Origin of the sequence: Arthrobacter sp. AG1021, from assembly GCF_003633665.1 — a bacterium.
Taxonomy (GTDB): Bacteria; Actinomycetota; Actinomycetes; order Actinomycetales; family Micrococcaceae; genus Glutamicibacter; species Glutamicibacter soli.
In genome coordinates this window covers 227,757-251,281 of sequence record NZ_RBLB01000008.1, presented here as the reverse complement: position 1 = coordinate 251,281, position 23,525 = coordinate 227,757, and the positions used below count along the sequence as shown (strand labels likewise).

General features: G+C 63.9%; 17 protein-coding genes and 4 tRNA genes. 5 read left to right on the top strand and 16 right to left on the bottom strand.

Translation table 11 applies throughout. From position 1 onward, the window contains the following. Window positions 1-23: 23 nt before the first annotated feature. From DFO58_RS09685 to DFO58_RS09660, 6 genes are all read right to left on the bottom strand, one after another. Window positions 24-108 (bottom strand) — tRNA-Leu (locus DFO58_RS09685). 90 nt (window positions 109-198) lie between these two features. Beyond that, window positions 199-693: a thioredoxin-dependent thiol peroxidase gene (gene bcp, locus DFO58_RS09680; protein WP_120990417.1), complete on the bottom strand. Its 495-nt coding sequence runs from the start codon at window positions 691-693 to the stop codon at window positions 199-201. 64 nt (window positions 694-757) lie between these two features. Then, window positions 758-830, bottom strand: a tRNA-Lys gene (locus DFO58_RS09675). Window positions 831-1,076: 246 nt separating this feature from the next. Further along, window positions 1,077-5,189, bottom strand: coding sequence for a LamG-like jellyroll fold domain-containing protein (locus DFO58_RS09670; protein ID WP_120990415.1), 4,113 nt, complete (start codon window positions 5,187-5,189; stop codon window positions 1,077-1,079). A 352-nt stretch (window positions 5,190-5,541) separates the two neighbouring features. After that, window positions 5,542-5,614: transfer RNA gene (locus tag DFO58_RS09665), tRNA-Lys, on the bottom strand. Between the two features lie 47 nt (window positions 5,615-5,661). After that, window positions 5,662-5,734: transfer RNA gene (locus DFO58_RS09660), tRNA-Lys, on the bottom strand. A 172-nt stretch (window positions 5,735-5,906) separates the two neighbouring features. Between DFO58_RS09660 and DFO58_RS09655 the strand changes: the two genes are divergently transcribed. From DFO58_RS09655 to DFO58_RS09645, 3 genes are all read left to right on the top strand, one after another. Next, the gene (locus DFO58_RS09655; protein WP_053797864.1) at window positions 5,907-6,839 is read left to right on the top strand and encodes a 2-hydroxyacid dehydrogenase; all 933 of its coding nucleotides are present in this window, start codon (window positions 5,907-5,909) and stop codon (window positions 6,837-6,839) included. Between the two features lie 177 nt (window positions 6,840-7,016). Further along, complete coding sequence (locus DFO58_RS09650; RefSeq protein ID WP_120990413.1) at window positions 7,017-8,873, top strand: ABC transporter substrate-binding protein; 1,857 nt, start codon at window positions 7,017-7,019, stop codon at window positions 8,871-8,873. An 87-nt stretch (window positions 8,874-8,960) separates the two neighbouring features. Then, complete coding sequence (locus tag DFO58_RS09645) at window positions 8,961-10,451, top strand: malate:quinone oxidoreductase (protein WP_183043148.1); 1,491 nt, start codon at window positions 8,961-8,963, stop codon at window positions 10,449-10,451. A gap of 90 nt (window positions 10,452-10,541) precedes the next feature. Here DFO58_RS09645 and DFO58_RS09640 read toward each other — a convergent pair whose 3' ends face one another. Next, entirely contained in the window at window positions 10,542-10,832 is a 291-nt protein-coding gene (locus tag DFO58_RS09640; protein ID WP_047118849.1) for a hypothetical protein, read from the bottom strand. A gap of 29 nt (window positions 10,833-10,861) precedes the next feature. Beyond that, window positions 10,862-11,302, bottom strand: coding sequence for a hypothetical protein (locus DFO58_RS09635; protein WP_147407239.1), 441 nt, complete (start codon window positions 11,300-11,302; stop codon window positions 10,862-10,864). Between the two features lie 216 nt (window positions 11,303-11,518). On the opposite strand from DFO58_RS09635, the gene DFO58_RS09630 reads away from it, so the two are divergent. Beyond that, window positions 11,519-14,977: an efflux RND transporter permease subunit gene (locus DFO58_RS09630; protein ID WP_120990409.1), complete on the top strand. Its 3,459-nt coding sequence runs from the start codon at window positions 11,519-11,521 to the stop codon at window positions 14,975-14,977. Between the two features lie 77 nt (window positions 14,978-15,054). Here the strand turns inward: DFO58_RS09630 and DFO58_RS09625 are convergent, their stop codons facing one another. Both DFO58_RS09625 and DFO58_RS09620 read right to left on the bottom strand, forming a co-directional pair. Continuing rightward, complete coding sequence (locus tag DFO58_RS09625) at window positions 15,055-15,828, bottom strand: hypothetical protein (RefSeq protein ID WP_147407238.1); 774 nt, start codon at window positions 15,826-15,828, stop codon at window positions 15,055-15,057. Between the two features lie 54 nt (window positions 15,829-15,882). Beyond that, a complete protein-coding gene (locus DFO58_RS09620; RefSeq protein WP_120990405.1) occupies window positions 15,883-16,806 on the bottom strand; it encodes a PRC and DUF2382 domain-containing protein in 924 nt (307 codons plus the stop codon). A 531-nt stretch (window positions 16,807-17,337) separates the two neighbouring features. On the opposite strand from DFO58_RS09620, the gene DFO58_RS09615 reads away from it, so the two are divergent. Further along, window positions 17,338-17,586 carry a hypothetical protein gene (locus tag DFO58_RS09615; RefSeq protein ID WP_053797858.1) on the top strand — a complete coding sequence of 83 codons (249 nt, stop codon included), beginning with the start codon at window positions 17,338-17,340 and terminating at the stop codon, window positions 17,584-17,586. A 477-nt stretch (window positions 17,587-18,063) separates the two neighbouring features. Here DFO58_RS09615 and csrA read toward each other — a convergent pair whose 3' ends face one another. From csrA to DFO58_RS09585, 6 genes are read right to left on the bottom strand one after another with little or no spacing between them, the layout of a single operon-like run. Beyond that, window positions 18,064-18,324: a carbon storage regulator CsrA gene (gene csrA, locus DFO58_RS09610; RefSeq protein ID WP_120990403.1), complete on the bottom strand. Its 261-nt coding sequence runs from the start codon at window positions 18,322-18,324 to the stop codon at window positions 18,064-18,066. Between the two features lie 48 nt (window positions 18,325-18,372). Then, entirely contained in the window at window positions 18,373-19,344 is a 972-nt protein-coding gene (locus DFO58_RS09605; RefSeq protein WP_120990401.1) for a hypothetical protein, read from the bottom strand. Beyond that, complete coding sequence (locus DFO58_RS09600; protein ID WP_120990400.1) at window positions 19,328-21,379, bottom strand: flagellar biosynthesis protein FlhA; 2,052 nt, start codon at window positions 21,377-21,379, stop codon at window positions 19,328-19,330. Before DFO58_RS09600 ends, DFO58_RS09605 begins: the two co-directional genes overlap by 17 nt. 15 nt (window positions 21,380-21,394) lie before the next feature. Then, window positions 21,395-22,486 (bottom strand): EscU/YscU/HrcU family type III secretion system export apparatus switch protein, encoded by a 1,092-nt coding sequence (locus tag DFO58_RS09595; RefSeq protein ID WP_120990398.1) that lies wholly within the window; start codon window positions 22,484-22,486, stop codon window positions 21,395-21,397. Beyond that, on the bottom strand, window positions 22,483-23,247 hold the full coding sequence (fliR, locus tag DFO58_RS09590; protein ID WP_053797854.1) for a flagellar biosynthetic protein FliR: 765 nt from the start codon (window positions 23,245-23,247) through the stop codon (window positions 22,483-22,485). The genes DFO58_RS09595 and fliR overlap by 4 nt, the downstream gene beginning before the upstream one ends. After that, a complete protein-coding gene (locus DFO58_RS09585) occupies window positions 23,247-23,522 on the bottom strand; it encodes a flagellar biosynthetic protein FliQ (RefSeq protein ID WP_047118838.1) in 276 nt (91 codons plus the stop codon). Before DFO58_RS09585 ends, fliR begins: the two co-directional genes overlap by 1 nt. Window positions 23,523-23,525: the final 3 nt, after the last annotated feature.

The following is a 23,525-nucleotide window of genomic DNA, read 5'->3' as shown; positions in this document are numbered from 1 at the left end:
AAATCGGTTCGCAGGGTTTTCATTGGTGCGAGTAGAGAGACTTGAACTCTCACGTCCGAAGACACTGGAACCTAAATCCAGCGCGTCTACCAATTCCGCCATACTCGCTCGCGCTACACCGGAAAAAGGATTTCCGAATGACGACCTCATTTAGTGTAGCGGAAGTGCCAGTCGATAAGAAATCGGCTGCACCGGCTATTACTTGGGGTCAATTCCCAAGTCACGGCGGAGCTTTGCGACATGCCCGGTGGCTCGCACGTTGTACTGCGCGAGCTGGACCTTGCCGTCTTCGTCCACCACGATGGTCGAGCGGATCAAACCTTCGTAGACGCGGCCGTAGTTCTTTTTCTCGCCCCAGGCTCCATAGGCCTCGGCGACAGCGTGGTCCTCGTCAGACAGCAGTGGGAAGTTCAGTTCTTCCTTGGCCACGAACTTTTCAAGCTTGGCGACGCCGTCCGGGGAGATTCCCAGCACCTGGTAACCGATGCCGGTGAGTGACTCGATGGAATCACGGAAGTCGCACGCCTGCTTGGTGCAGCCCGGGGTGGAGGCGGCCGGGTAGAAGTACACGATGGTCTTTTTGCCTCGGTAGTCGGACAGCGAGACAGCGTTGCCGTTCGAGTCATTCAGGGTGAAGTTCGGGGCCAGATCTCCGACGGAGAGTCGTTCGGTTGGTGCTGCGGCGGTGCTCATCGGTTAAACCTCGTTTCGTAGCTATACAAAAAATCCGGCCTGATGAATCAGGCCGGATCTGCTGTGCGCCCTCCGGGACTCGAACCCGGAACCTAATGATTAAGAGTCATTTGCTCTACCAATTGAGCTAAAGGCGCTAACTTCACTCTGACTAGTTATTTTCGAACCGGTCTTTGCGACGTAGATAATCATACGCAGAAGTCGCAGAAAATCAAAAATCGTACAGCAACGCCCATTGGTCGACATGAAACCACTAGTCAGATCATTGTTCCCGCTTCCGCCACCAGCGCTCGGCAACGGTAAACGCCCAAATGTCATCCCGTGTCTTGGAGCACATTCGGCCGCTGGGGGCCCGACCTCCCAGCGGCCGAATGCCCGGAACACTACCGGCGGCCGGTCGGGCGGCGTAGTCGCAGCGCGGCAGCTCCAGCGGCGGTCAGAACCAGAGCACCTAGCAAAGTCCACACCACGGAGGCTCCTGTCGCGGCCAGAGAGTCGCGCTCATCTTCCCCGCCCTCGGGTTCCTGTCCGGAGTCCTGCTCTCCGCTCTGAGTTCCTTCCACGGCGTTTCCCGAAGGATCGGCGGATGGATCCGCCGACGGTTCTTGGGACGGCCGTTGCTCTTCATCCGGCGCCGGGTCTCCGGCCTCCGGAACGGCGGGATGGGTCGGCGACGGCTGCTCCAGGTCCGGTACGTCGGCGCCATCCTCGTCCATGCCGCTGCCCTGGCCGTCTTCAGGATTCTCCGGTTGCTCCGGAGCCGGCGAGCCTTCCACGACCACCACACGCGAAGCAATGGCCTGGTTGCCGTTGGCATCTTGGACCGTGTAGGTCAGCGCATAGCTGCCCGGCGCGCCCGTATCCACAGATCCGACTATTTCGATATTCCCCGTGACATCGCCATCCGTGTTGTCCACGGCGCTCACGGAGTCCATTGGGTCGAACGCATCTCCCACTGCGAGCGTGGTTCCTTCCGGGATGGTCAGCTCCGGAGCGACGGTGTCGGTACCTGCCGCACTGGCCGTGAACACACCCGTCTGGCGCACCTGCCCCGGAGCCAGATCCTGTTGAGTCTGCGCATCGACGCTGGTGATGTACCAGGAGTAGACCTCTCCCTCGGTGAGCCCCGCCCAGACGACCGACGCCGGCCAGCCGGAACGCGCCGTCGCTTCACCGATCACCTCGCCCGTGGGCGCCAAGGACATGACGGCATCGGTGCTGAAGCTGGTCTGGCGCGTTTGCAACTGGATCGGCAGGCGAAGCTCGTCCTCGGTGCCGTCGTAGCGGTTTTCATCGTCGTATTCGGTGGCACCGAAATCGCCGAGCATCGGCGAGTAGGTGTCGATTGCCAGCTCGGAGCGCTCGACGTCGAACTGGAGCATACGCAGGTAGCTGGAGCCGAAACGCAGCATGTCCTGCGGGTTGCGCCCGTCGATGCCCGCGAGGCCGAGCTGTTCGGCGCCGACTTCGTAGAACTGGTAATCGGCGAGCAACTCGACGACGTTGTTCTGAGCCTGCCCCACGTCCTTGCGAACCTGGATGCTCACCCCATGCTCGTGGCCGGAAAGCACCAGGAAGATGTTCTTGTTCTTCTCCAGGATTCCTTCGGAGATGCGCTTGCCGTCGTGCGAGTAAGCGGCGCCTCGCCCGTCGGCGTTGATGCTCGGTTTGTTGTAGGCGTGGGTCATGAGCATCGCATTGCGGTCCGGGTACTGCGCAAGCACGTCGTTGGCCCAGGCGATTTCCGCCTCGGTCACATCAAAGCCCAGGTACAGGGCGATGAAGTCCAACCCTCCGGCACTGAACAGATCGTAGTGGTTGTCGTTATCACCAGGCGCCCAGGACTGGTAGCTGGCCTGCGCCTGCTTCCACCCTTGGCTGTTTTCCAAGGACTCGTAGCGTTCCGGACCAAAGTACTGGTTGTACAAGTTGTCCGGGCCGACATCCTTGCCCGATCGATTGTCATGGTTGCCCGGCAGTACGCCGTTGGGTATGCCGGTCTCGTCCAGAATGCGCTGCGTTTCGGAGGTGAACTCGAATTCGCGTTCGGCGATCCGGCGCTGCGTTTCTTCGTCGGCGTAGACGTCCTTATGCCAGTTCTCCACGATGTCGCCGGTATGGGTGACGTATTCGATCTTCCGCTGTTCGGCATTTTCGGCGATCCAGCGCGGAATCGCGTTGTAGGCTTCGGCCCAGACCTTCTGCTGTTCCGCCGAGTACTCCTGCTCTATTGCGCCTTCGGCCAGGTACTGGGTGTCGGTGAAATGAACCATGGAGAAGTCGTAGCCGTCGGGGTCTTCGAATTCTCCGCGCACCGGCTCATCGAGGTCGTCGGCAAACGGATCATGGGCCGTGACCAGCAGTTGCGCCTCGCCGTCCGCTACGTGCTCGGCGGAGATCCCTCCGTCCAAGGTCAACAGGCCATCGCTGACACCGCGGCCGCTGGCCACCAGGTCCCAGGCCGAGTTCTGCTGGTTCCAGACGCGCAATTGCGCTTCGCGCTGCGGGTCAAGCTGCCCGCTCCAGCGCACGCTCTGCTCCGCCGCCTTCGCATCGGCTGCCACAGCGAAACGCTGGTATGGAATCGAGCCTTCGCTGGTCGCTTCGCTGGAGAAGAGTGATTCATCTCCGGGAAGAAGCGCTTCCTCGATGCTTTGCGTCCGAGACTTGTCCTCGGCAGCGAAGTCCAGCGTCTCCGGCAGCTGCGAGATGACCCCGAAGGTGCCGCCCTTGGCGATGCTCGTTTCGCCGGCGTAGAAAGTGGAATGCACATCGCCGCCGTCGGGATTGGTGGCGTTGGCCGACAAAGTCACAGTGCCCTTGCCTTGACCGGTCTGAGTGCCGTTGCCTTCGGGGATGCTTCCGGAGGTGAATTCGATCTGCTGCGAGATGCCACGGCCGAACACATCGGTTCCTGAAGCCTCAATGAGGTGTTTGCCTTCAGTCATTCCGGCAATCGGATCGCCGGGTTCAATCGGCTCTCCATCCAGCGTGTATTCCACGTTCGCGCCAACCAGATCCTGGATGTTCCATTCAACCTGGAATTCCGAGGCCTTGGTGATGTTGGAGCCGGCAGCCGGAGTGCTGGACTCGATCCCTGCAGCCAGACCCTTTGAGTGGCCGAGCGCTTGCGCATTCAGCGAAGCGATATGCGGCGGCGCCAACGGCTGGCTATAGATGCGGGCTGCAGCAATCTTCGACTTGCCGTGGAACTGCACGTTGCCATTGGATGAATCGGCGCCCAGCACGAAGTTGTGCGCTTCGGGTTTCGGCGGCCAGGTGACGGTGGAACCGCTGGCTTCCTGGGCCGCGACGAGCTTTCCGTTGAGGTAAAGCTTGATCTGCTTGCCGTCGAAGACTCCGACTGCGTGGTACCAGCGACCGCTCTCAATCGCTGCGGTCGCCGAGCGATAGGCGCCGGTATGCAGCATGAAGGAAAGCTTGTCGCCGACCAGACTCAGCGAGAATCCCCCTGCTTCCTTGTTGGAGCAGAGATTCTTTTCACCGGTAGCCGTGGTGTCGCCGTCGTAGCGGAAGACGCATTCCAGGGTCATCCCCTGGGAGAGCGATTCATATTGGTCCCCCAGGGGGTAGGCCAGTGCGTCATTTTGCCCATCGAAGCTGGCCACGTGCTTGCCCATCGCGCCGTCCTTCGCAATGACCGGCTCGTCATAGATGTCCGCCTTCACACCGCGGGAACTATCGATGCTTGAACCGTCCGCGAAATCGATATTCAATACGTCTGCCTCAGGCGCTTCGGGCATGGTGTGGAATTCATCGCTTAGTGACAGAGCTTGGGCGGCTGGCAACGCCTCGCTGTAAAGTCGCGCCTGCCCCAGCACGACATCGGCGAAAGCCTCGCTCTTTCCGACGGCGCTATCCGCACCAATCACCATATTCTGCGCCCGCGGATCGACAGGAGTCATGGTGCCGACTGCGGGGGTTTCAGCCACCATCTGGCCATCCACATAGAGCTTGATGGACTTGCCGTCGAAGGAGCCCACCACGTGATACCACTGGTCAGTGCGCAGCGAGGTGGAAACACGCTTATAGGAGCCATCCACATGCAGCATGAAGTCGAGTTTGCTGTTCTTGGCAGTCAGGGCGAAACCGCCACCCTGCTTGTTGCCGCAAAAGGTCACTTCCTTGGAAGGCAGTTCTCCATCGAATTTCACGGAGCACTCAACGGAGAACGAATCAGCAAGCTTGTCGTAATCCGCCTCGGCCAACTCGTAGGAGTAGGCATCATCAGCACCGTCGAAATCGGCGCTTATTCTGCCGTTCTGCTCGTCGACCTGTAGCGACGGTGCACCAAAAGTACGCAGAATTCTTCCCTGGGCCTGATCCTCAGCGGACTTCGTAGAGAAGTCGACATTCAATAGGTCAGCTGTCACCGTGCTCGGTGCCGCCCATGCAGCGGGAGCCAGCCCCACACCAGTAGTCAGCACCGAAGCGCCTACGAGCAACGAAGCGAGAGTCGTAGATTGAGTTTTCATGGTCTCTTTTCTTTACGAGGTACGAGCCGGGTACCTTGGCAAAGCTACGGAGGCCAATCGAACTCAAGATGTTAATTCACGAATATCGAGTGACTTAACGATTAATCTTCACTAACGAGCACTACCTGTGCACTTAAAGTGCGAAGTGAATTGGAGATTCATTCCGAAAATTTCCTGAAGTTCTGCGGAAGAGTCAATGAAAACTGTTATTTTTGATCAGAATATTGTTAATTTCACGGGCATCACCGCTGCGTGGCTGATGGCGGGAAACAACGCAACCTGCAAGTCGTCGCCCCAAGGAGAACCTCGGGTAGATAACACAAAAGGCCAGACCTAAGTCTGACCTCGCTTGTGCGCCCTCCGGGACTCGAACCCGGAACCTAATGATTAAGAGTCATTTGCTCTACCAATTGAGCTAAAGGCGCATATTCATTTGTGTAAACAATGACTTCTAGAACAAAGAAATTGTTCGTGCGCCCCCCGGGACTTGAACCCGGAACCTAATGATTAAGAGTCATTTGCTCTGCCAATTGAGCTAGAGGCGCCCGCTGCGATGTTCTAGAAGCTTTTGGGCTTCGCGCTTTCGCAACGAGATAAAACTCTACCAGCTTTTGAGCTTCGCGCAAATCGAGAGCCCTCTTTTCTGCGGTGAGCTTCATTACATGAGATGACTAGGGGTTACTACCACCGCGACCACGGACTTTGTAGAGTGAATTCATGACTACCCAACGCACGGTTTCCTTCCCCACCCAAGAGCTGCTCGACGCCGTGGGAGAACTGCCCGCGAACCTGAAACCGGTTATTTGGGACCTCGAATCAGACCCGGATTCACCGCTGGAAGACATCGACATCGCGATCTTCCCTTATATGGCAGATCCGGAATTCCTGAAGAATGTCCGCAGAGCCGAGAATGTCTCGGTAGTGCAGACCCAGACGACCGGTTATGACGGAATGGTCGACATGATCGGCGACCGCGCGAAAATCAATACCGCATCGGGCGTGCACGCCGCAGCGACCGCGGAGATCGCCCTCGGGCTGGCCCTCGCATCGCTGCGCGGATTCCCGACCTCCGTCCGCGACCAGGACCAGGGACAGTGGAATCCGATGCGCTGGCCGGGCTTGGCCGACCGCACCGTCGGCCTTGTAGGTGTCGGCGGCATCGGCGAGGAAATCCGCAAGCGGCTGGACCCCTTCGAGGTGAACCTGCTGCGTTTCGGCTCGACCGCGCGCACCGACGAGCACGGAGAGGTTTACAGCACGGAGCAGCTGGCCGACTTCGCAGGCCAGATCGAGGTATTGATCCTCATCGTTCCGCTGAACGACTCAACCCATCACCTGGTCGACGCCGAGCTCATGGCGAAGCTGCCGGACGGGGCGACCATCGTCAACGTCGCCCGCGGACCGGTGGTCGACACCGACGCGCTGGTCGCCGAAGTCTCCAGCGGACGACTGAACGTCGCCTCCGATGTCTTCGACCCGGAGCCGCTGCCGTCGGACCACCCGCTGTGGAAGTGCCCCAACGCGTTGATCACCCCGCACAACGGCGGCAACACCCAGGCGTTCTTCCCGCGGATGGTGAAGCTGCTCAAGCGCCAGCTGCAGGCCTGGTCCCAGGGGCAGGACGGCGAGAATCTGGTGCACCGCCCCTAGCCACGAGCTATTGCTAACATTTTGATCTCATTGGCGGCATCCCCGGCAGGTTCACGGGGTGCCGCCAGTTCGTTGCGCTATCTTTGATAGATATCCCTGAGCATCCCGCGGTCCTTGCGCACTCGCACAATGCCGTCGCGGTGCGCCTCGGGGAGCCCTGCCTGCCAGATTAGGAAGTTGAGCCGCATCGTGCCCGAAAAGCCGCAAAACCTCGTCTCACGACGCGCATTGTTGACCGGCACCCTGGCGAGCACAGCCCTGGCCCTCACCGCTTGCACCCCGTCGCCGAACAGCTCCGCGACGGCTTCGCCGACGGCCACCGAGGCGGCCGCCGAGGTTCCGCGCACCCTGCGCCTGGCGGCCCCCGCTCCCCCGTCGGGACTCGATCCGGCGATCACCGGTGACAACGAGTCCTTCCGCATCTCGCGGCAGATCTACGAAACGCTGATCTCCATCGACGCCAACACCGGCAGCCCGATCGCCGGCCTGGCCGAATCCTGGACCCAGTCCCAGGACGGGCTCACCTATACCTTCACCCTGCGCCGGGGAGTCCTCTTCCACGACGGCACCGAGATGGACGCCGAAGCGGTGGTTGCGAACTTCACCCGCTGGGCCTCGCTGCCCCGGGAGCTCTCGGACTACTCCAGCCAGGGCTTCACCGACGTCTTCCACCACGTGGACGACATCCCCAAGCTCCCTTCCGAAAAGGACCTGCAGCTCAAGGTCGACGATGAGAACCCACCCACCGAACGCGACCTGGCCGCGCAACAGCAGCGTTTGGAGCAGCTCGCGGCACTGAAGCCGATCTTCGAGCAGGAGCTGTTCACCGGCAAGTCCTCCGCCGGCAGCGCCAGCTACTTCGGCTCGGTCAAGGCCACCAGCAAGTACCTGGTGACGCTGACGCTGCGCCGCCGCCTGCCCATGCTGATCGACGCGCTGTCGCTGCCCGGCATGGCCATCGCCGCCCCGTCCACGCTGACCGGCGGCCCCAAGGCGAACCCTGCCAAGTCCCTGCTGACCGCACCGATGGGCACCGGCCCCTACCGCTTCATCTCGCACAAGGACCAGACGGTGCGGCTGGAGCTCTTCAAGGACTACTGGAACCGCGGACGCCTTGAGGCTAACAGCCAGCACCCGCAGGTGGCGCTCATTTCCTCCGTGCCTTCCCCCTACAACCGCGAGAACGCCATGAGCGCGGACGAGATCGACGGCTTCGACCTGGTGTCCGTGGACGTCATGCGCGACCTGGTGCGCAGCGCCAAGCTGGTGGTGCAGCGCGACCCGTTCTCGGTGCTCTACCTGGGCATGGACCTGCGCAACAAGTGGCTGGCCAAGCGCGAGTTCCGCCAAGCCATCGCGCACGCCGTGGACAGCGGCCAGCTGGCGGGCAAGCTATTCATCCAGGGCACCAAGGCCGCGGCGAGCATCATCCCGCCGGCGCTGTCGGTGCCGGAACCCGAGGCGCGCTACAACCACGACGAGAACACCGCCCTCAAGCTGCTGGAACAGGTCGGCTACCGGGGCGAGGAGATCGAGTTCGCCTACCCGCTGCGCGTCTCGCGGAACTACCTGCCGCTGCCCGAGCGCGTTTTCGCCCAGCTGGCCGAGGACCTGGCCAAGGTCGGCATCCGGATCCGTCCGCGCCCGATTCCGTGGACCGAAGGCTACGTGGACACCGTGCGCTCGAACCGGTTCACCGGCCTGCACCTGCTGGGCTATTCCGGCGGCTATCGCAGCGAGGATGATTTCCTATCGGGCATCCTGTCCAGCAAGGCCAATGAATTCGGCTACAGCTCGGCGTTACTTGACTCACAAATCCTCGCCGCCCGCTCGCTGGATCGGGGCGAGGAGCGCACTGCCGCCTATGCCGCAATCCTGCAGACGCTGAACTACGACCTGCCGCTGCTTCCACTGGTATTCCCCATTTCGGCGCTGGCTTTCAACCCCAACGTGGCCTTCTACCCGTCCTCGCCGATGCTCAACGAGTGCTACGCCGATGTCCAGATGAGCAATTCACCGGCTATCTCAAGTTAGCCACCACTGACCCATCTTAGTCAGTTAAGGATTTCTAACCGGCGGGGATATAGGTCTACTCTGGGTTAGAGCAAAGTATCACTGTCGATGGAGATCCTCGTGCCTTCTGTAACGTCAACCGAATCTTTTGACGTAGTACTAATTGGAGCCGGCGTCATGAGTGCCACGTTGGGCACCCTGATCAACCAGCTGGAACCAACCTGGTCTATCGGACTTTTCGAAAACCTTGACCAGGCCGGGCTGGAATCCTCCTCCCCGTGGAACAACGCAGGCACCGGCCACTCGGCACTGTGCGAGCTGAACTACACCGCGGCGAAGGCCGACGGTTCCGTGGATCCCGCCAAGGCCATCGGCATCAACGAGCAGTTCCAGATCTCCCGCCAGTTCTACTCGTGGGCAGTTGAAAACAAGCGCGTGGCAGGCAACGGCTTCATCAACGCCCTGCCGCACATGTCCTTCGTCATCGGCGAAGACCACTCCAAGTACCTGCAGACCCGCTACGACGCCCTGAAGCCGAACGTCCTGTTCGACGAACTGGAAATCACCAACGATCTGGACACCATCAACGAGTGGACCCCGCTGGTCGCCAAGGGCCGCGACCAGTCGCAGAAGGTTGCAGCTTCCCGCGTAGTCTCCGGCACCGACGTTGACTTCGGTCGACTCACCGCCGACCTGACCAACTCGCTGGGCGCAGCTGGCGCCTCGATCAACTTCGGCCACAAGGTCAAGAACCTCAAGCGCGACGGCGCCGGCTGGGAACTGACCGTCAAGGACAAGGCCTCGGGCGCGGTCAAGACCGTGAAGGCCAAGTTCGTGTTCGTCGGCGCCGGCGGCGGTGCGCTGCCGCTGCTGCAGAAGTCGGGCATCGACGAGATCAAGGGCTTCGGCGGCTTCCCGGTCTCCGGCCAGTTCCTGCGCTGCACCGATGAGACCATCATCAACCAGCACCACGCCAAGGTCTACGGCCAGGCTTCGGTCGGCGCCCCTCCGATGTCGGTTCCTCACCTGGATACCCGCTTCGTCGACGGCAAGCGTTCGCTGATGTTCGGCCCGTACGCCGGCTTCTCCATGAACTTCCTGAAGTCCACCGGGCAGATGGACCTGCCGCTGTCGCTGCGCCCGCACAACATCATCCCGATGCTTGCAGTGGCCAAGGACAACATGGACCTGACCACCTACCTGATCAAGGAAGTGCTCAAGTCCCGCGCCAAGAAGGACCTGTCGCTGGCAGAGTACTTCCCTCAGGCCGACGGCTCCAAGTGGGAGCTGATCACCGCCGGCCAGCGCGTGCAGGTCATCAAGAAGGATGCCAAGAAGGGCGGCGTCCTGCAGTTCGGCACCGAGGTCATCACCTCCTCGGACGGCACGATCTCGGGCCTGCTGGGTGCTTCCCCAGGCGCATCGACCGCCACCCCGATCATGATCGGCCTGCTCTCGCGCTGCTTCCCGAAGCAGTTCGCTGGCTGGGAGTCGAAGCTGAAGGACATCGTTCCTTCCTACGGCCAGAAGCTGAACGACAACCCGGCGCTGTACGCCGAGGTCAAGGCAGCCACCGACAAGGCGCTGGGACTGAACTAGTCGCCGCCTAAACTGATGGCCCACACACCAGCTGGTGTGTGGGCCATCAGTCGTTTCCGCCAGCACCGCATTGCTCGGAAGACAACAAATTCAGGAAGCACGCCGGTATTCCAGCTGCGGCCGCAGCTGGAGCAGTACATCGATATAGTTCTCATTCGGCATTTTCAGCCTCTTGTTGAGGTCGGCCACAAATTCCGCATCTTTCGCCAGGCTGCGCAATCTCGAAATCGGAAGCGGCTTGCTCAACTGAACACCACGGCTATCCAGCACCACGAAGATGCCGGGCTCGACTTCGTCCAATGTCAGCGCCAGCTCCGGCGTATCGGTATTGCCCACTGATCGTGAGGTCATGGCCCACTCACCTTCTTCATGTGCTTCCATGTTATTCCTTTTCAGTTTCGCGCTGGTGGTCAGTTCGGCTGTGGCCTTCCGCTGACGGGTTGCTCAAGGTCTTCAACAACGAACTCAGCCGCAATCAGTTCGGAAGCCAGCGACCTGACTATCGCCAGCTCCGCCCGGTTCACATGCCACCGGGTTCTTGCCCTCCATCCGTATTTCACGATGTCCTTGCCGTTTTTCCACGCAAGCTCAGGCGCAGCAGTTCCGGCCTGGACCTTCAACAAGCCTATTCCCGTGGCATGCAAGGCCTGGTTCTCGCTATCGAGAAGCAGGATCGCATATTCAACACGTTTCCACCATTGGTCAGCATGATCCACGCGAGTCCGCAGTCGCAAGGTACGAACGGCGGCCCACGCCGCGGCTGCCGCAACTATCGGGGCAACCGCCGGCGCAAACTCGCCCAGGCCCTCAATGCCGGGCCCCATGCATTCCCAGAGAGAATCGATCTCCATCCCTGCATGGTATTCGGATAATTGGCACCCGGAAATTGTTTATCCACAGCAGCCGGTGCCGAACGCCCGGCTGGCTAGGCAACCCGTCGCCGCAAGTATCCTCCATTCGGATGATCTTCGGCTTAAACGCCCCCGGATTTTCGGCAGTTTTCGGCCGACGAACTAGAGTTAAACTAATCCCACCCCATTTCGCGACACCGCTAGGACCATACCCGCATGCAGCGCTTGGCCATCTTGTCTCTGAAAAACCGGGCGCTCATCGCGCTGGTCACGGTATTTGCCGCCGTCTTCGGCGTCATCTCCATGAGTTCGCTCAAGCAGGAGCTCATACCCTCCCTGGAGTTCCCGCAGATCTCCGTCATGGCCACCCAGACGGGCGCGAGCCCCGAGGTCATCGACGAGCAGGTCGCCGGCCCGCTGGAGACCGCCCTGCAGGCGGTGGAGGGCCTTGAATCCTCGACCGCGACCTCGCAGACCGGCTTCACCCGCATCTCGCTGATGCTGGAGTACGGCACGGACATGGACCGCGCCCGCTCCCAGGTGGACCGCGCGATCGCGAACGCCAAGTCCAGCCTGCCGGAAGACGTGGAGCCCACGGCCTTCGCCGGCTCGATCGCCGACTTCCCGATCATGCAGATGGCGATCTCCTCCGACAAGTCGCTTCAGGCGCTGAATGACGACGTCGAACGCATTATGCTGCCCAAGCTGCAGAAGATCGACGGGGTGCGCGAGGCCTCCGTCTCCGGCGGCGCCTCCCAGCACATCGCGGTGATCCCGGACGACGCGAAGCTGCGCGCCGCCGGGCTGACGGTGGCGGATCTGAAGGACGGCATCGAGAACGCCGGTTCCCCGATGCCCATCGGCACCCTGGACGTGGACAACCTGACCCTGCCGGTGATCGCCGGCTCCGCCCCGGACACGCTGGCGGCGATCAAGGAAATCCCGCTGCCGGCCGACAAGGGCCCGGTGCTGCTGCAGGATGTCGCCAAGGTCTCGGTGCAGGCCGATACGGCCACCAGCATCACCCGCACCAACGGCGCCGAAACCCTCTCGGTGGCAATCACCAAAACCCCGGACGGGGACACCGTGGGCCTGTCCCACGAGATCACCGGCATGCTCGACGAGCTGCAGGCGGAGCTCGGCTCCAACGCCAAGATCACCACCATCTTCGACCAGGCCCCGTTCATCGAATCCTCCATCGAGTCGCTGACCACCGAGGGAGCGCTGGGCCTGGGCTTCGCGGTGCTGGTCATCCTGGTCTTCCTCTTCTCCATCCGCTCCACCCTGGTCACCGCGATCTCCATCCCGCTGTCCCTGATGGTCACCTTCATCGGCATGAACGCCGGCGGCTACACGCTGAACATGCTGACTCTGGGCGCGCTGACCATCTCGATCGGCCGCGTGGTGGACGACTCGATCGTGGTCATCGAGAACATCAAGCGCCACCTGGCGCACGGCGAATCCAAGTCGCAGTCGATCCTGCTGGCCGCGAAGGAGGTCGCCGGGGCCATCACCGCCGCAACGCTGACCACCGTTGCGGTGTTCCTGCCGATCGCGCTGGTCGGCGGCATGGCCGGCGAGCTGTTCCGCCCGTTCGCGATGACCATGACCATCGCGCTGCTTGCCTCGCTGGTCGTCTCGCTGACCATCGTGCCGGTGCTTGCCTACTGGTTCCTGCCGCACCGCCCGGGCAGCGCCGCCACCCACACCGTGCACCTGGCCGAGGACAAGTCCTGGATGCAGCGCGCCTACGCCCCGGTGCTGCGCGGCACCCAGACGCACCCGGTCATCACGCTGCTGGCCTCCGTGCTGATCCTGGCCGGCACCGTGGCAATGACCCCGCTGCTGCAGACCAACCTGCTGGGCAACACCGGGGAGAACTCGATCTCCATCACCCAGAAGATGGCCCCGGGCACCTCGCTGGAAATCACCCGCAAGGAAGCCGAGAAGGTCGAAAGCGTGCTGCGCCAGACCGAGGGCATCACCGACGTGCAGATGACCGTGGGCTCGGCCAGCGGCTTCGCGGCGATGTTCTCCTCCGGTTCGGACACCGCGAACTTCACCGCGATCACCGACCCCGACGCGGACCAGCTGGCCCTGGCCGACACGGTGCACGCCGAGCTGGATACGCTCACCCTGCCCGAGGACTCGTCCCTGAAGTTCTCCGGCAGCTCCGGGGGCATGATGTCCTCCGACGTGACCGTGGAGGTGAAGGCCCCGAACGAGGACATCCTGCGCGATGCCACCGCCAAGGTCAGCCAGGCCATGGAGGGCACCGAGCACGTCACCCAGCTCAGCGACAACCTCTCCGCGATGCGCGAGCAGGTCAGCATCGACATCGATGCGAAGAAGGCCGCCGCGGCCGGGCTGACCGAGACCGAGCTGTCCGGGATCGTCGCCTCCCAGGTCTCCCCGGTGCCGGCCGGCACGCTGCGCCTGGAATTCACCGACATGAGCGTGCTGATCGGCGAGGGCATGGACTTGACCTCGCTGAAGGAGCTGCAGGAGCTGCAGATCCCGACCGCCTCCGGCGTGAAGCAGCTGCAGGACCTGGCCACGGTGGAACGCACCGACGTGGTCCGCCAGGTCACCACCTCCAACGGCCAGCGCATCGCCACGGTGTCGCTGACGCCGCAGGAGAACATGCTCGGCTCGGTCTCCCAGCAGGTCACCGAGCGCCTGGCCGACGTGGAGCTGCCCGAGGGCGCGACCGCGCAAATCGGCGGCGCCGCCACCGAGCAGGCCGAGTCCTTCAACCAGCTCTACCTGGCGCTGCTGGCGGCCGTGGCGATCGTCTACGTGATCATGGTGGCGACCTTCAAGTCGCTTATCCAGCCGCTGATCCTGCTGGTCTCCATCCCGTTCGCCGCCACCGGCGCGATCGGCCTGCTGCTGGCCACCGGCATCCCGCTGGGCCTGCCGTCGCTGATCGGCATGCTGATGCTGGTGGGCATCGTGGTCACCAACGCGATCGTGCTGATCGACCTGATCAACCAGTACCGCCATGCGACGCCCGAACGCGCGGCGATGAGCCTGCAGGACGCGATCACGCACGGCGCCCGCCAGCGCCTGCGCCCGATCCTGATGACCGCGCTGGCCACCATCTTCGCGCTGATGCCGATGGCGCTGGGCCTCACCGGGCAGTCAGGCTTCATCTCGCAGCCGCTGGCCGTGGTGGTCATCGGAGGCCTGGTCTCCTCCACCCTGCTGACCCTGGTACTGGTGCCGGTGCTCTACCACCTGGTCGAATCCCGCAAGGAGCGCTCCGCCCAGCGCCGTTCCGCCCGCCGCGACGCGCAGCGCCAGGCGACCTCGGCTGAGGACCTGGCAGCTGCCATGGACGGCGCGACCGCGCGCATCATCGCGCCGGGTCGGGACAGCGAGTCCGGCCAGCTCGGCGTCGCGGCCAAGCCCGGCAAGTCAGACAAGCCGGCCAAGCTGGCCAAAGCCCCGAAGCAGCCGAGGAAGCAGTCCGGCGCGGATGCGGTTCCCGCGCCGAAGTCCGCTTCCGAGGCGGCCAACGACAGCGGCCAGATCGTGAACCCGGCGACCGGCCAGTTGCCGCTCTCCCGCAAGGAACGCAAGGAATTCGAGCAGATGCTGCGCGGATCCGCGCAGGACCAGCCGGATTCCGGGGATCCCGGCGCTTCCGGGGAACCGCGCACGAGCCGCTAGGCCGCGGCGCGCAGAAGCCGGGGCGGGTGCATCGACTGATGCTCCCGCCCCGGCTTTGCCGTGCACCGATCCTGGGCCTAGCTGACCTCAATCCCCGCCTTGTCGACGCGGCGGTGGAAGCGCATGCCTGCCAGCCCTCCGAGCACGGCTCCCAGCAGCGCCACCGCGGCGACAACCACCAGGGCGATGATGCCCGCCGCACTGAGCGTGCCCTCGTTCACCGGAATCCTCGGGAAGCTGTTGACCTGCGCCAGCACGTTGTACTGGCTGCCGCCGATCCAGCCCAGCAGGGCGACAACAGCGGAAATCACCAGCGCCCACAGCCAGACCGCCACACCCTGCCGGGCTCCGTGGAAACGGGCCATCCGCCCCGCCACGTAGCCTCCGCAATAGTAGGAGACCAGGACGATGGCGGCCAGCACGATGATCCCGAGCATCCCCACGGTCTGCGGATCCTGGTTCAGGCTCTGGGCCACCTCATCTGGGTTGGTTCCGGTGCTGACCCCGACGGCAGTCCCGGCCGCGGCCACCAAGGCGGTGAGCACCACGCCCATGCCGGTGGCGCTCAGCCAACCGAAGAAGGCCGATCCGATCTTCATCCCGCCGTACAGGTGCTTTTCCCTTTCCACCGCCGCATTCCGGCCTCGCGGCGAATCCTGCGCCCCGGGCCGGTCAGAGCGAGGCGTCGCGTCCGGCTCGTACCGTTCGCTGCCCACGAGATTCCGACCTTCGGCCGCGTCCCGGTCCCGGTCCCGGGCCCTGGCCCGGGTCCCATCGTGATCCATCGGCATGCGGTGCGCTGGTTCCGACGCGCCTTCGCCGCGCGGATCGTTTCCTGCACTGGTGCTCATGATTCCTCCTAGCTGACTTGGCCTGTGCCGTCGCCCTGCGACAGGCGGCCCGGGCTAGATCCCGCCATCCCGGGACCGGTCGCGGTTCGCCGGATCCACGCGTCCGGAATCCCCCTCGGTTTCCACTTCTTCCTTGCGCAACCGCTCGGTCACCTGCTCATCCTCGGTGACCGTCTCGGTGCCCAAACTGACCTTCTCCACTGGAACGGCTTCCTTCTCCACGGCCGGGCGTTCGGCATGCAGAGTGACTTCTTCTTCCTGCTCGCCAAGCTCGGTCTCGCCGGCCACGCCTGCGGCGCCGTCTCCGGCCAGCGGCTCACGTTCCACCCGGACTTCCTCGTGGCTGACCGGAACCGTGGTCGTGACATCCTCGGTGACCACGTACTTGCGCAACCTGACACGCCCGGTCTCCACCGACTCGGTCCCGACACGCAGCTGTTCCTCGGAGCGGGTCATGGACTGGTCCACGCCTCGGCCCGCCACTGGCTCGTCCTGTCCGCGAACCGGGTCCATCTCGTCTTGGACGCCCGCGCTCTCGCCTGGTGCCAGGGTGCCGACACCGCCGCCCAATGGATCGTCGGCGGTGCGGTCCATGCCGGACTCGCGATCCATTCCCGTGCCGCGGTCTGCTTCGATTCCCTCAGGCCCCGTGGCATCGTAGGCGCGGTTGTAATAGCGGTAGAGTTCCTGTTCGTCTGCCGGGCTCAAATGCCCGTCCTTGTCGTCTATGCGCGGTGCGCCCTTGACCGTCTGCTTGTCGAATGGCACGGTCACGGTGTCGCCGTCCACGCTGGCCTCATCCAGCGGGACGAAGCTCTCGGAGAGTCCGAACAACCCCGTGCGCACGGTGACCCACTGCGGTTCTCCGGTCTGGTCATCCAAAAAGACCTGGCCGAACTTGCCGATCTTCTCCCCGTCGGCTCCTACGACTGTTCCGTCGTGGTGTAGCAATTCGTCAATCTGGTGCTTGTCAATCATGATTTCGTTCCTCCCGTTGCGGTATTCGGTAGTTCGATATTCCGGAAAGCGTTGGCTTCACGGATGATCCTGCGCCCATGCCGGGCGTGACGTCGTACCATCGATCCATCCGGCGCCGCGGATTGCGCGGCAGCCGGAGCGTGGATATTTCGTACCCAAGGCAGCGTTGATGCCCTTGGGCCACCGTTTTCCCTTCAGCAGGAAGCACCGGCAGGTACGACTATTGCACCCTGCGTTCTGGCCGGGTCCGCTGTCTTGCAGCCGCATGGACGATGCCTTGGCAACGACTGTGAACTTGTAAATCTTCTGCCATCGCCACCGGTTCGGTGCCATATTTTGCCGTTTGTTCTCGGCCGTTTGTTTCAGGCATCGCGGCGGGCGAATCGGGCCGTCCCGGCAGCCAGAAGCGCCCCAGGCGACAATTATCTAAAGCGCGGTCCTGAACCGTAGGACCCGGCCGCACCAGTGGCCATGAAGGTGGCGGCGTTCTTCGGAAGATTCTAGCTCAGCGGTTTTCACGCCCTGCAAAATGTGGACAACAAGGTCGTGGCCCTGTCCGTGGAAGATTTCTGTAACATCTCGGTGGGCATGGACTGTTCCGAGGTTGCGCGGTCGGTTGACGCGCCGGGACTGGAAAAGCCGTTCTTCACCATCTCCTCGACCATGGCACCGTCGGAATCCACCTGTTGCTACTACGCGGCACGCACCAGGCTGCTGAGCTACGTGCTGGTTTCCGCAGAGCATCTTCATCCCTTGAAGGAGAACTGCCGATGCCCCTGAACGAAACCGATCCCGTCCGCGTCCTCGTTGCCGAGGATAACAACTCGATCCGTGCCGGGTTGCGCACGGTCCTGTGCACGGACAATACAGTGCAGATCGTCACGGGTTGGAAAACGGCTACCGCTGTATCGGGCATGCCCAGCGTCTGGAACCGGATGTCATGCAGCTGGACCTCCGCATGCCCCAGTTTGACGGGCCCTCGGTGCTTGAGAAGCGGCAAACCCAAGACAGCGCACCCAAGGGAACGCAGCCACGGTCCTGATCCTGACGGCCTTCGGCGAGGAAGACTACATCGACCGAGCCTTGCCCGCTGCATTTGTCGCAACCTTGACCGGACGCGAACTTGAGGTACTGGTCCGGCACGGTTCGGGCAATTCGAACGTCGAAATCGCGGCACCCAGGGTTATCATGGAGGCCACGGCGACGGGCTATGTCATCGCCACTGCGAAGGTGTCGCATGCGCGGCCTTTGCCGGCACTAGTCAGTCTCGCCGGCGGGCGGCCGGGAAGCCGGGGCGGCGAGCAGGTTGGCAAGCCGGGCGGCGGCGGCATGATCGCTGGCCGAGGCCTCCTGGTTCTCCTCGATCACTGCGGCCAGGACTTCGGCACGATGGATTTTCACACCCTTGGGCGCGTCAATTCCTACCTTGATCGAATCGCCTTTCGACTCAAGGATCGTCACTACGATGCCCTCGCCGATCAGGACCTGTTCTCCGACTTTTCGAGTGAGTACCAGCACCTGACTATCATATCCGTCCGAAAGAGTTCGGGTGTCACCACGAAGCCCTCAGTCGGGCAGCCTGAGCACCGGGTACCCCAGCGATTCGACGGTTTCAGGAGTGGAAGTTTGGTCCGAATGCAACGCGATAATGCACGCTACCGCGTGATGTTCGGCCACCTGCCCCACCCAGATGGCGGTGTCCTCGGCCTTAAGGCGTGCATCGACCACCAGCACCAGCTGATCCGCGCCCACACTGCGAATCTTCTCCTGCTCGGCTTGGCTACCTGCCGCCGCGAGCTGCATGGCAAGCAGCACACACGTTTCCTCGGCCACCGCCGCGGCCCGGGCCTCCAGCGCCGCTCGTCGGCCGGCAACTATCCGCACCTGACGGCCCTGGCCGATTCCGGGCGCCGCAGGGCCGCCGGAAGCCATCGGCTCGGTTTGGGCGATCAGGTTGCTCCCGTCGTCCAGAAGCATGGACGCGGTGAGAGCGTCGGCGTCCTTGCCGATCAGCAGCACCAGATCCCCCGGCTGTCCCCGGAAGACCTGCTGATTCGTCGTGGTCGTCGCAGCCTTGCGTTGCGGCTGCCGGGCAGGTGCAGCAGGTTCCGGGTTCGCCGCCCGCCGGCCCGCCGCCGGGTATAGGGAAAAACTCTGGGCATCGAGCACCGCGTCGAAATCCACGGCCTTTGCGGGTTCGGATCCTTGACCGGCAAGCTGCAATTCGGCAGCCTCGGCGCGTTCAAGCAGCTGGCCCACCACGCTCTGGCCAGCGGCCGGCGCCTGACGGGCAGGAGCCGGCTCCGCGGGCTTCCACGGACCTCGGCGCACCGGGACCAGCCTATGGCGGCGCACCGGTGCCGGGATGGATTCCTCGCGGACCTGGATCACCGCTTCGTAGTGGAATTCGCGCAGCAGGCCACCTGCGCGCGGGGTTGTGATTTTTTCCGCCGAGACCAGATAGGCCTGCGGACCGAAGTCCGCAATGGCCTTGTCCTGGAGCTCCTGCAGGCTGCGGCCCTTAAGCAGATATTGCATCGGCACCGCGCACCACCCCTACCGTCTCGATCTGGGCCCCGCCGGCGGTGGCCTCCTGGTAGGAGAGCACCGCGTCCAGCCCGGAGGCCGGGCCGATCAGCCGACGCACCGCGGGCCGCAGCGCCGGCGCGCACACCAGCACGGCTGACACACCGCGGTTCTGCAGGTCGGCTGCGATCTTCTTGACCGAGTCCAGCACCGCTTCCAGCCTCCGCGCATCGAACATGATCTGGCTTCCGGCGTCCCCCGGGCGCAGGGCTTCCAGCATTCCCTGCTCCACCACCGGGTCGATCATGACGACCCGCAACGTGGATCCCTGCAGGTATCTTGCGGCAATCGCCGGACCCAGCGACTCGCGGGCAGCCTCGATCAGGTTTTCCGGCGCGGTGCCGGTTTTCGCCTGCAGCGACAGGGCTTCGAAGATGCGCGCCAGGTCGTTGATGGCCACGGCTTCGCCCAGCAACCCCTGCAGCACGCGCTGCACTTCAGCAAGAGAGAGCAACGAGGGCACCAGCTCTTCGACTGCGGAAGGGCTTTGCTCGCGCAGCGCGTCGGTCATGACACGCACGTCCTCGCGGGTGAGCAGGCGCGGGGCCTGTTCCTGCACGATGGACGACAGGTGCGTGATGATCACCGAGATCCGGTCGATCGTCGTAGCTCCGGCCATGTCCGCGGTATGCCTTAATTCGGCGGGCACCCATTTGCCGGCCAGCCCGAACACCGGCTCGTGGACCAGCTGTCCGGGCAGCGAATCCAGCTGGTCGCCCAGGGCCAGCACCTTGCCGCGCGGAGCGGTGCCGCGTCCGGCTTCCACCCCGGCGATCAGGATCGCGTAGGTGGCCGGGGGCAACTCCACGTTGTCGCGGGTGCGCACCGGGGGCAGCACGATGCCCAGGTCCATGGCGATGCGCCGGCGCAGGGCGCGCACCCGGGCCAACAGGTCGTCTCCGCCGCCGTTGACCACGTCCACCAGGTCTGCTGCCAGCTGCACCTCGATGGCATGGACCTTCATGCGTTCAAGCAGTTCGGCCGGGGTCTCCGGGGTGGCGCCCTGCGGTTCTGCCGCCGCCTGCGCGGCGGCCTGCGCCTCTTTCTCGTCCCGGGCCTTGATCCGGCCGGCGAACCAGAGCAGCAGCCCTCCGATGAATACGAAAGGCAGCTTGGGCATGCCCGGCACCAGCGCCAGCGCCACGGCGCAGCCCCCGGCAATGAGCAGCGCCGCCCGCGACTGCCCCAGCTGCGCCGACGCGGTGGCACCCATGTCGTCGGCCGAGTTGGAGCGGGTGACGATCATGCCGGTGGACACCGCCATGAGCAGGGCCGGAATCTGGGTGGCCAGGCTGTCGCCGATGGTCAGCAGCGCATAGGTGTTCAACGCGTCGGCGATCTCCATGCCGCGCGAAAGCATGCCGATGCCGATGCCGCCAAGCAGGTTGATGATGATGATCACCAGGCCGGCGATCGCATCGCCCTTGACGAACTTGCTCGCGCCGTCCATCGCCCCGTAGAAGTCGGCTTCCGCGGCGACTTCCGCGCGGCGCTCCCGCGCTTGGCTGTCGGTGATCAGCCCGGCGTTCAGGTCCGCGTCGATGGCCATCTGCTTGCCCGGCATGGCGTCCAGCGTGAACCGCGCGCCCACCTCGGCCACGCGTTCGGCGCCCTTGGTGACCACCACGAACTGGATCACCACCAGAATCAGGAAGATGACGAACCCGATGACCAGCGATCCGCCGATGGTGATGTGCCCGAAGGCCTCGATCACCTCACCGGCATAGCCCTGGCTGAGCACCAGCCGGGTGGAGGCCACGTTCAGCCCCAGGCGCAGCAGCGTGGCCACGAGCAGCAACGAGGGAAACACGGAGAAGTCCAGCGGGCGCTTGGCGAACATGGTCAGCAGCAGGACCACCAGGGACAGCAGAATGCTGGTGGCAAAGAGGATATCGAGCAGCGCCGCGGGGATGGGCACCACGAGCAGCAGCACGATGCCCACCACGCCCACCGGCACGGCGATCTTGGACAATTGCGAGTAGTTCATCGAGGTCTTCCTGTGCTAGCTGCCGGATCCGGCGGCGGGTGCTGTATGAATGCCGGAGGAGGCGCCACGGGATTTGAGTTTCATGACGAAGGCCAGCACCCTGGCCACGTCGGTGTAGCTGTCAGCGGGGATCTCCTCGCCGACGTCGCACTGCGCATGCAGGCCGCGCGCCAGTGGAATGTCCCGGATCATCGGAACCCGGTGCTCGGCGGCCACTTCGCGCAGTCGGGCGGCGATGTCCCCTGCCCCCTTGGCCACCACGGTGGGCGCCGAAATGCCTGGCTGATAACGCAAGGCGACCGCCACGTGGGTCGGGTTCACGATCACCACGTCGGCGTCTGCCACGGCGGCGATCATCGCATTGCGGCTGAGCGCCAGCTGCCGGGCCCGGCGCTGGGACTTCACCAGCGGGTCCCCTTCGCTGCGCTTGTGCTCGTCGGTCAGTTCCTTGCGGGTCATCCGCGTGTGCTTGCGGTTGCGCCGCATGACCACCAGCACGTCCGCGGCGGCCAGCACCAGCCCGGCGGCCACCGAAGCCTGGATCAACCAGCCGGCCCCCTGTCCTCCGGTGCTCAGCAGGGAGGACAACGGCAGCGCCCCGGACTGCAGCAGCATCGGCATCAGGGATTGGACCACCAGCCACAGCACCAGCCCGATCACCACGACCTTCAGCAGCGCCTTGATCCCCTGCCACAGTGCCGCGAAGCCGAACACCCGGGACAGCCCGGCAACCGGATTGAGATTCGACGGATCCAACCGGAACTGGCGGAAACGAATGCCTCCCTGCAGCGCGGATACCGCGATCACAACCACCAGGCCCACGAGGAACAGCGGGCCCACTGTCGCAGCCATGGATCCCAGCGACTGGGCAAGCAGCGCCACCGCTGCCTCGGGGTCCGGGTGCGCGGCCAGCGGGCGCAGCGCGGCGAAGTGGACTGCCCCGGCTTCCCTGGCCCGTTCAAGCACTCCTGGCACCATCAGGGCCGCGGCGCCCAGTCCGAGCCAGGCGGCCAGGTCCTGCGAGCGGCTCATCTTGCCCTTGGAGTGGACTTCCTTCATCCGCTGGCTGGTCGCCTTTTCGCTGCGCTCCCCCGAGTCCTGCGTCATCGCGGCACCATCGCCGGCAGCAGTTCCAGCCCATCGCGCACCAGCGCGGAGACGATGGAGGGCAGCACCACGAACACCGTTCCGGCCAGGGCCAGGGTGATAAAGATCTTCAGCGGAAAGCCCATGGCGAACGCGTTAAGCGCCGGTGCGGCGCGGGTCAGCAGCCCCAGCCCGAAATCCGCGAGCACCAGGACCACCAGCAGCGGACCGGCGATCTGGACGGCCGCCACGAACATCTGCGGCACCGCGGCGGCCAGGGACTGCGCTGCGCCGGACAAGGCCAGCCCGGCGCCCAGCGGCACCGCGGAGAACGAGGTGAACACCCCGGCCAACACCAACTGGTAGCCGTCGGAGGCAACCAGCAGCGCGAGCGCGGCGAAATGGAAAAAGCGGGCGAATTGGGCGCCGTTGACCATGGACTGCGGGTCGAAGCCCTGGGCCATGGAGAAGCCGCCGAACAGGTCGATCAGGTTGCCCGCGGACTGCACCGCGGCGAAAACCAGCAGGATCATGAATCCCATGCAGGCCCCGGCCGCCAGCTCCAGCACCAGCAGGCCAAGGTACCCGGCGGTGTTCGGCGACACGTAGTCCGGGGCAAGTTTCGGGGTCACCGTCAGGGCCAGGGCCACGCCGAGCATGCCCTTGATGCGCAGCGGGATCGAGTTGTGGGAAAAGGGCGGGGCGAGCATCAGGAAGGCGGTGATGCGCACGGCGGCGAGCATCAGCACCTCAAGGAAGTGCAGCTGCAAAGTGAAATGCATTAGCTGCCATCCAGCAGCAGGGGCAGCTTGCCGAACAGCTCGTGGGTGAACAGCACTGCCTCGGAGATCATCCAGTGCCCGCAGACCACGAGGGCCACCGCCACTGCCACCGCCTTGGGCACGAAGGATAACGTGACTTCCTGGATCTGGGTCATCGACTGGAACAGCGAGATGGCGAAGCCGACCACCAGCGAGGTGATCAGCACCGGGGCGGCCAGCTTGGCCGCCAGCATCAGCCCGGAGAGCCCGATGTCCAGCACTGCATTGGAATCCATGGC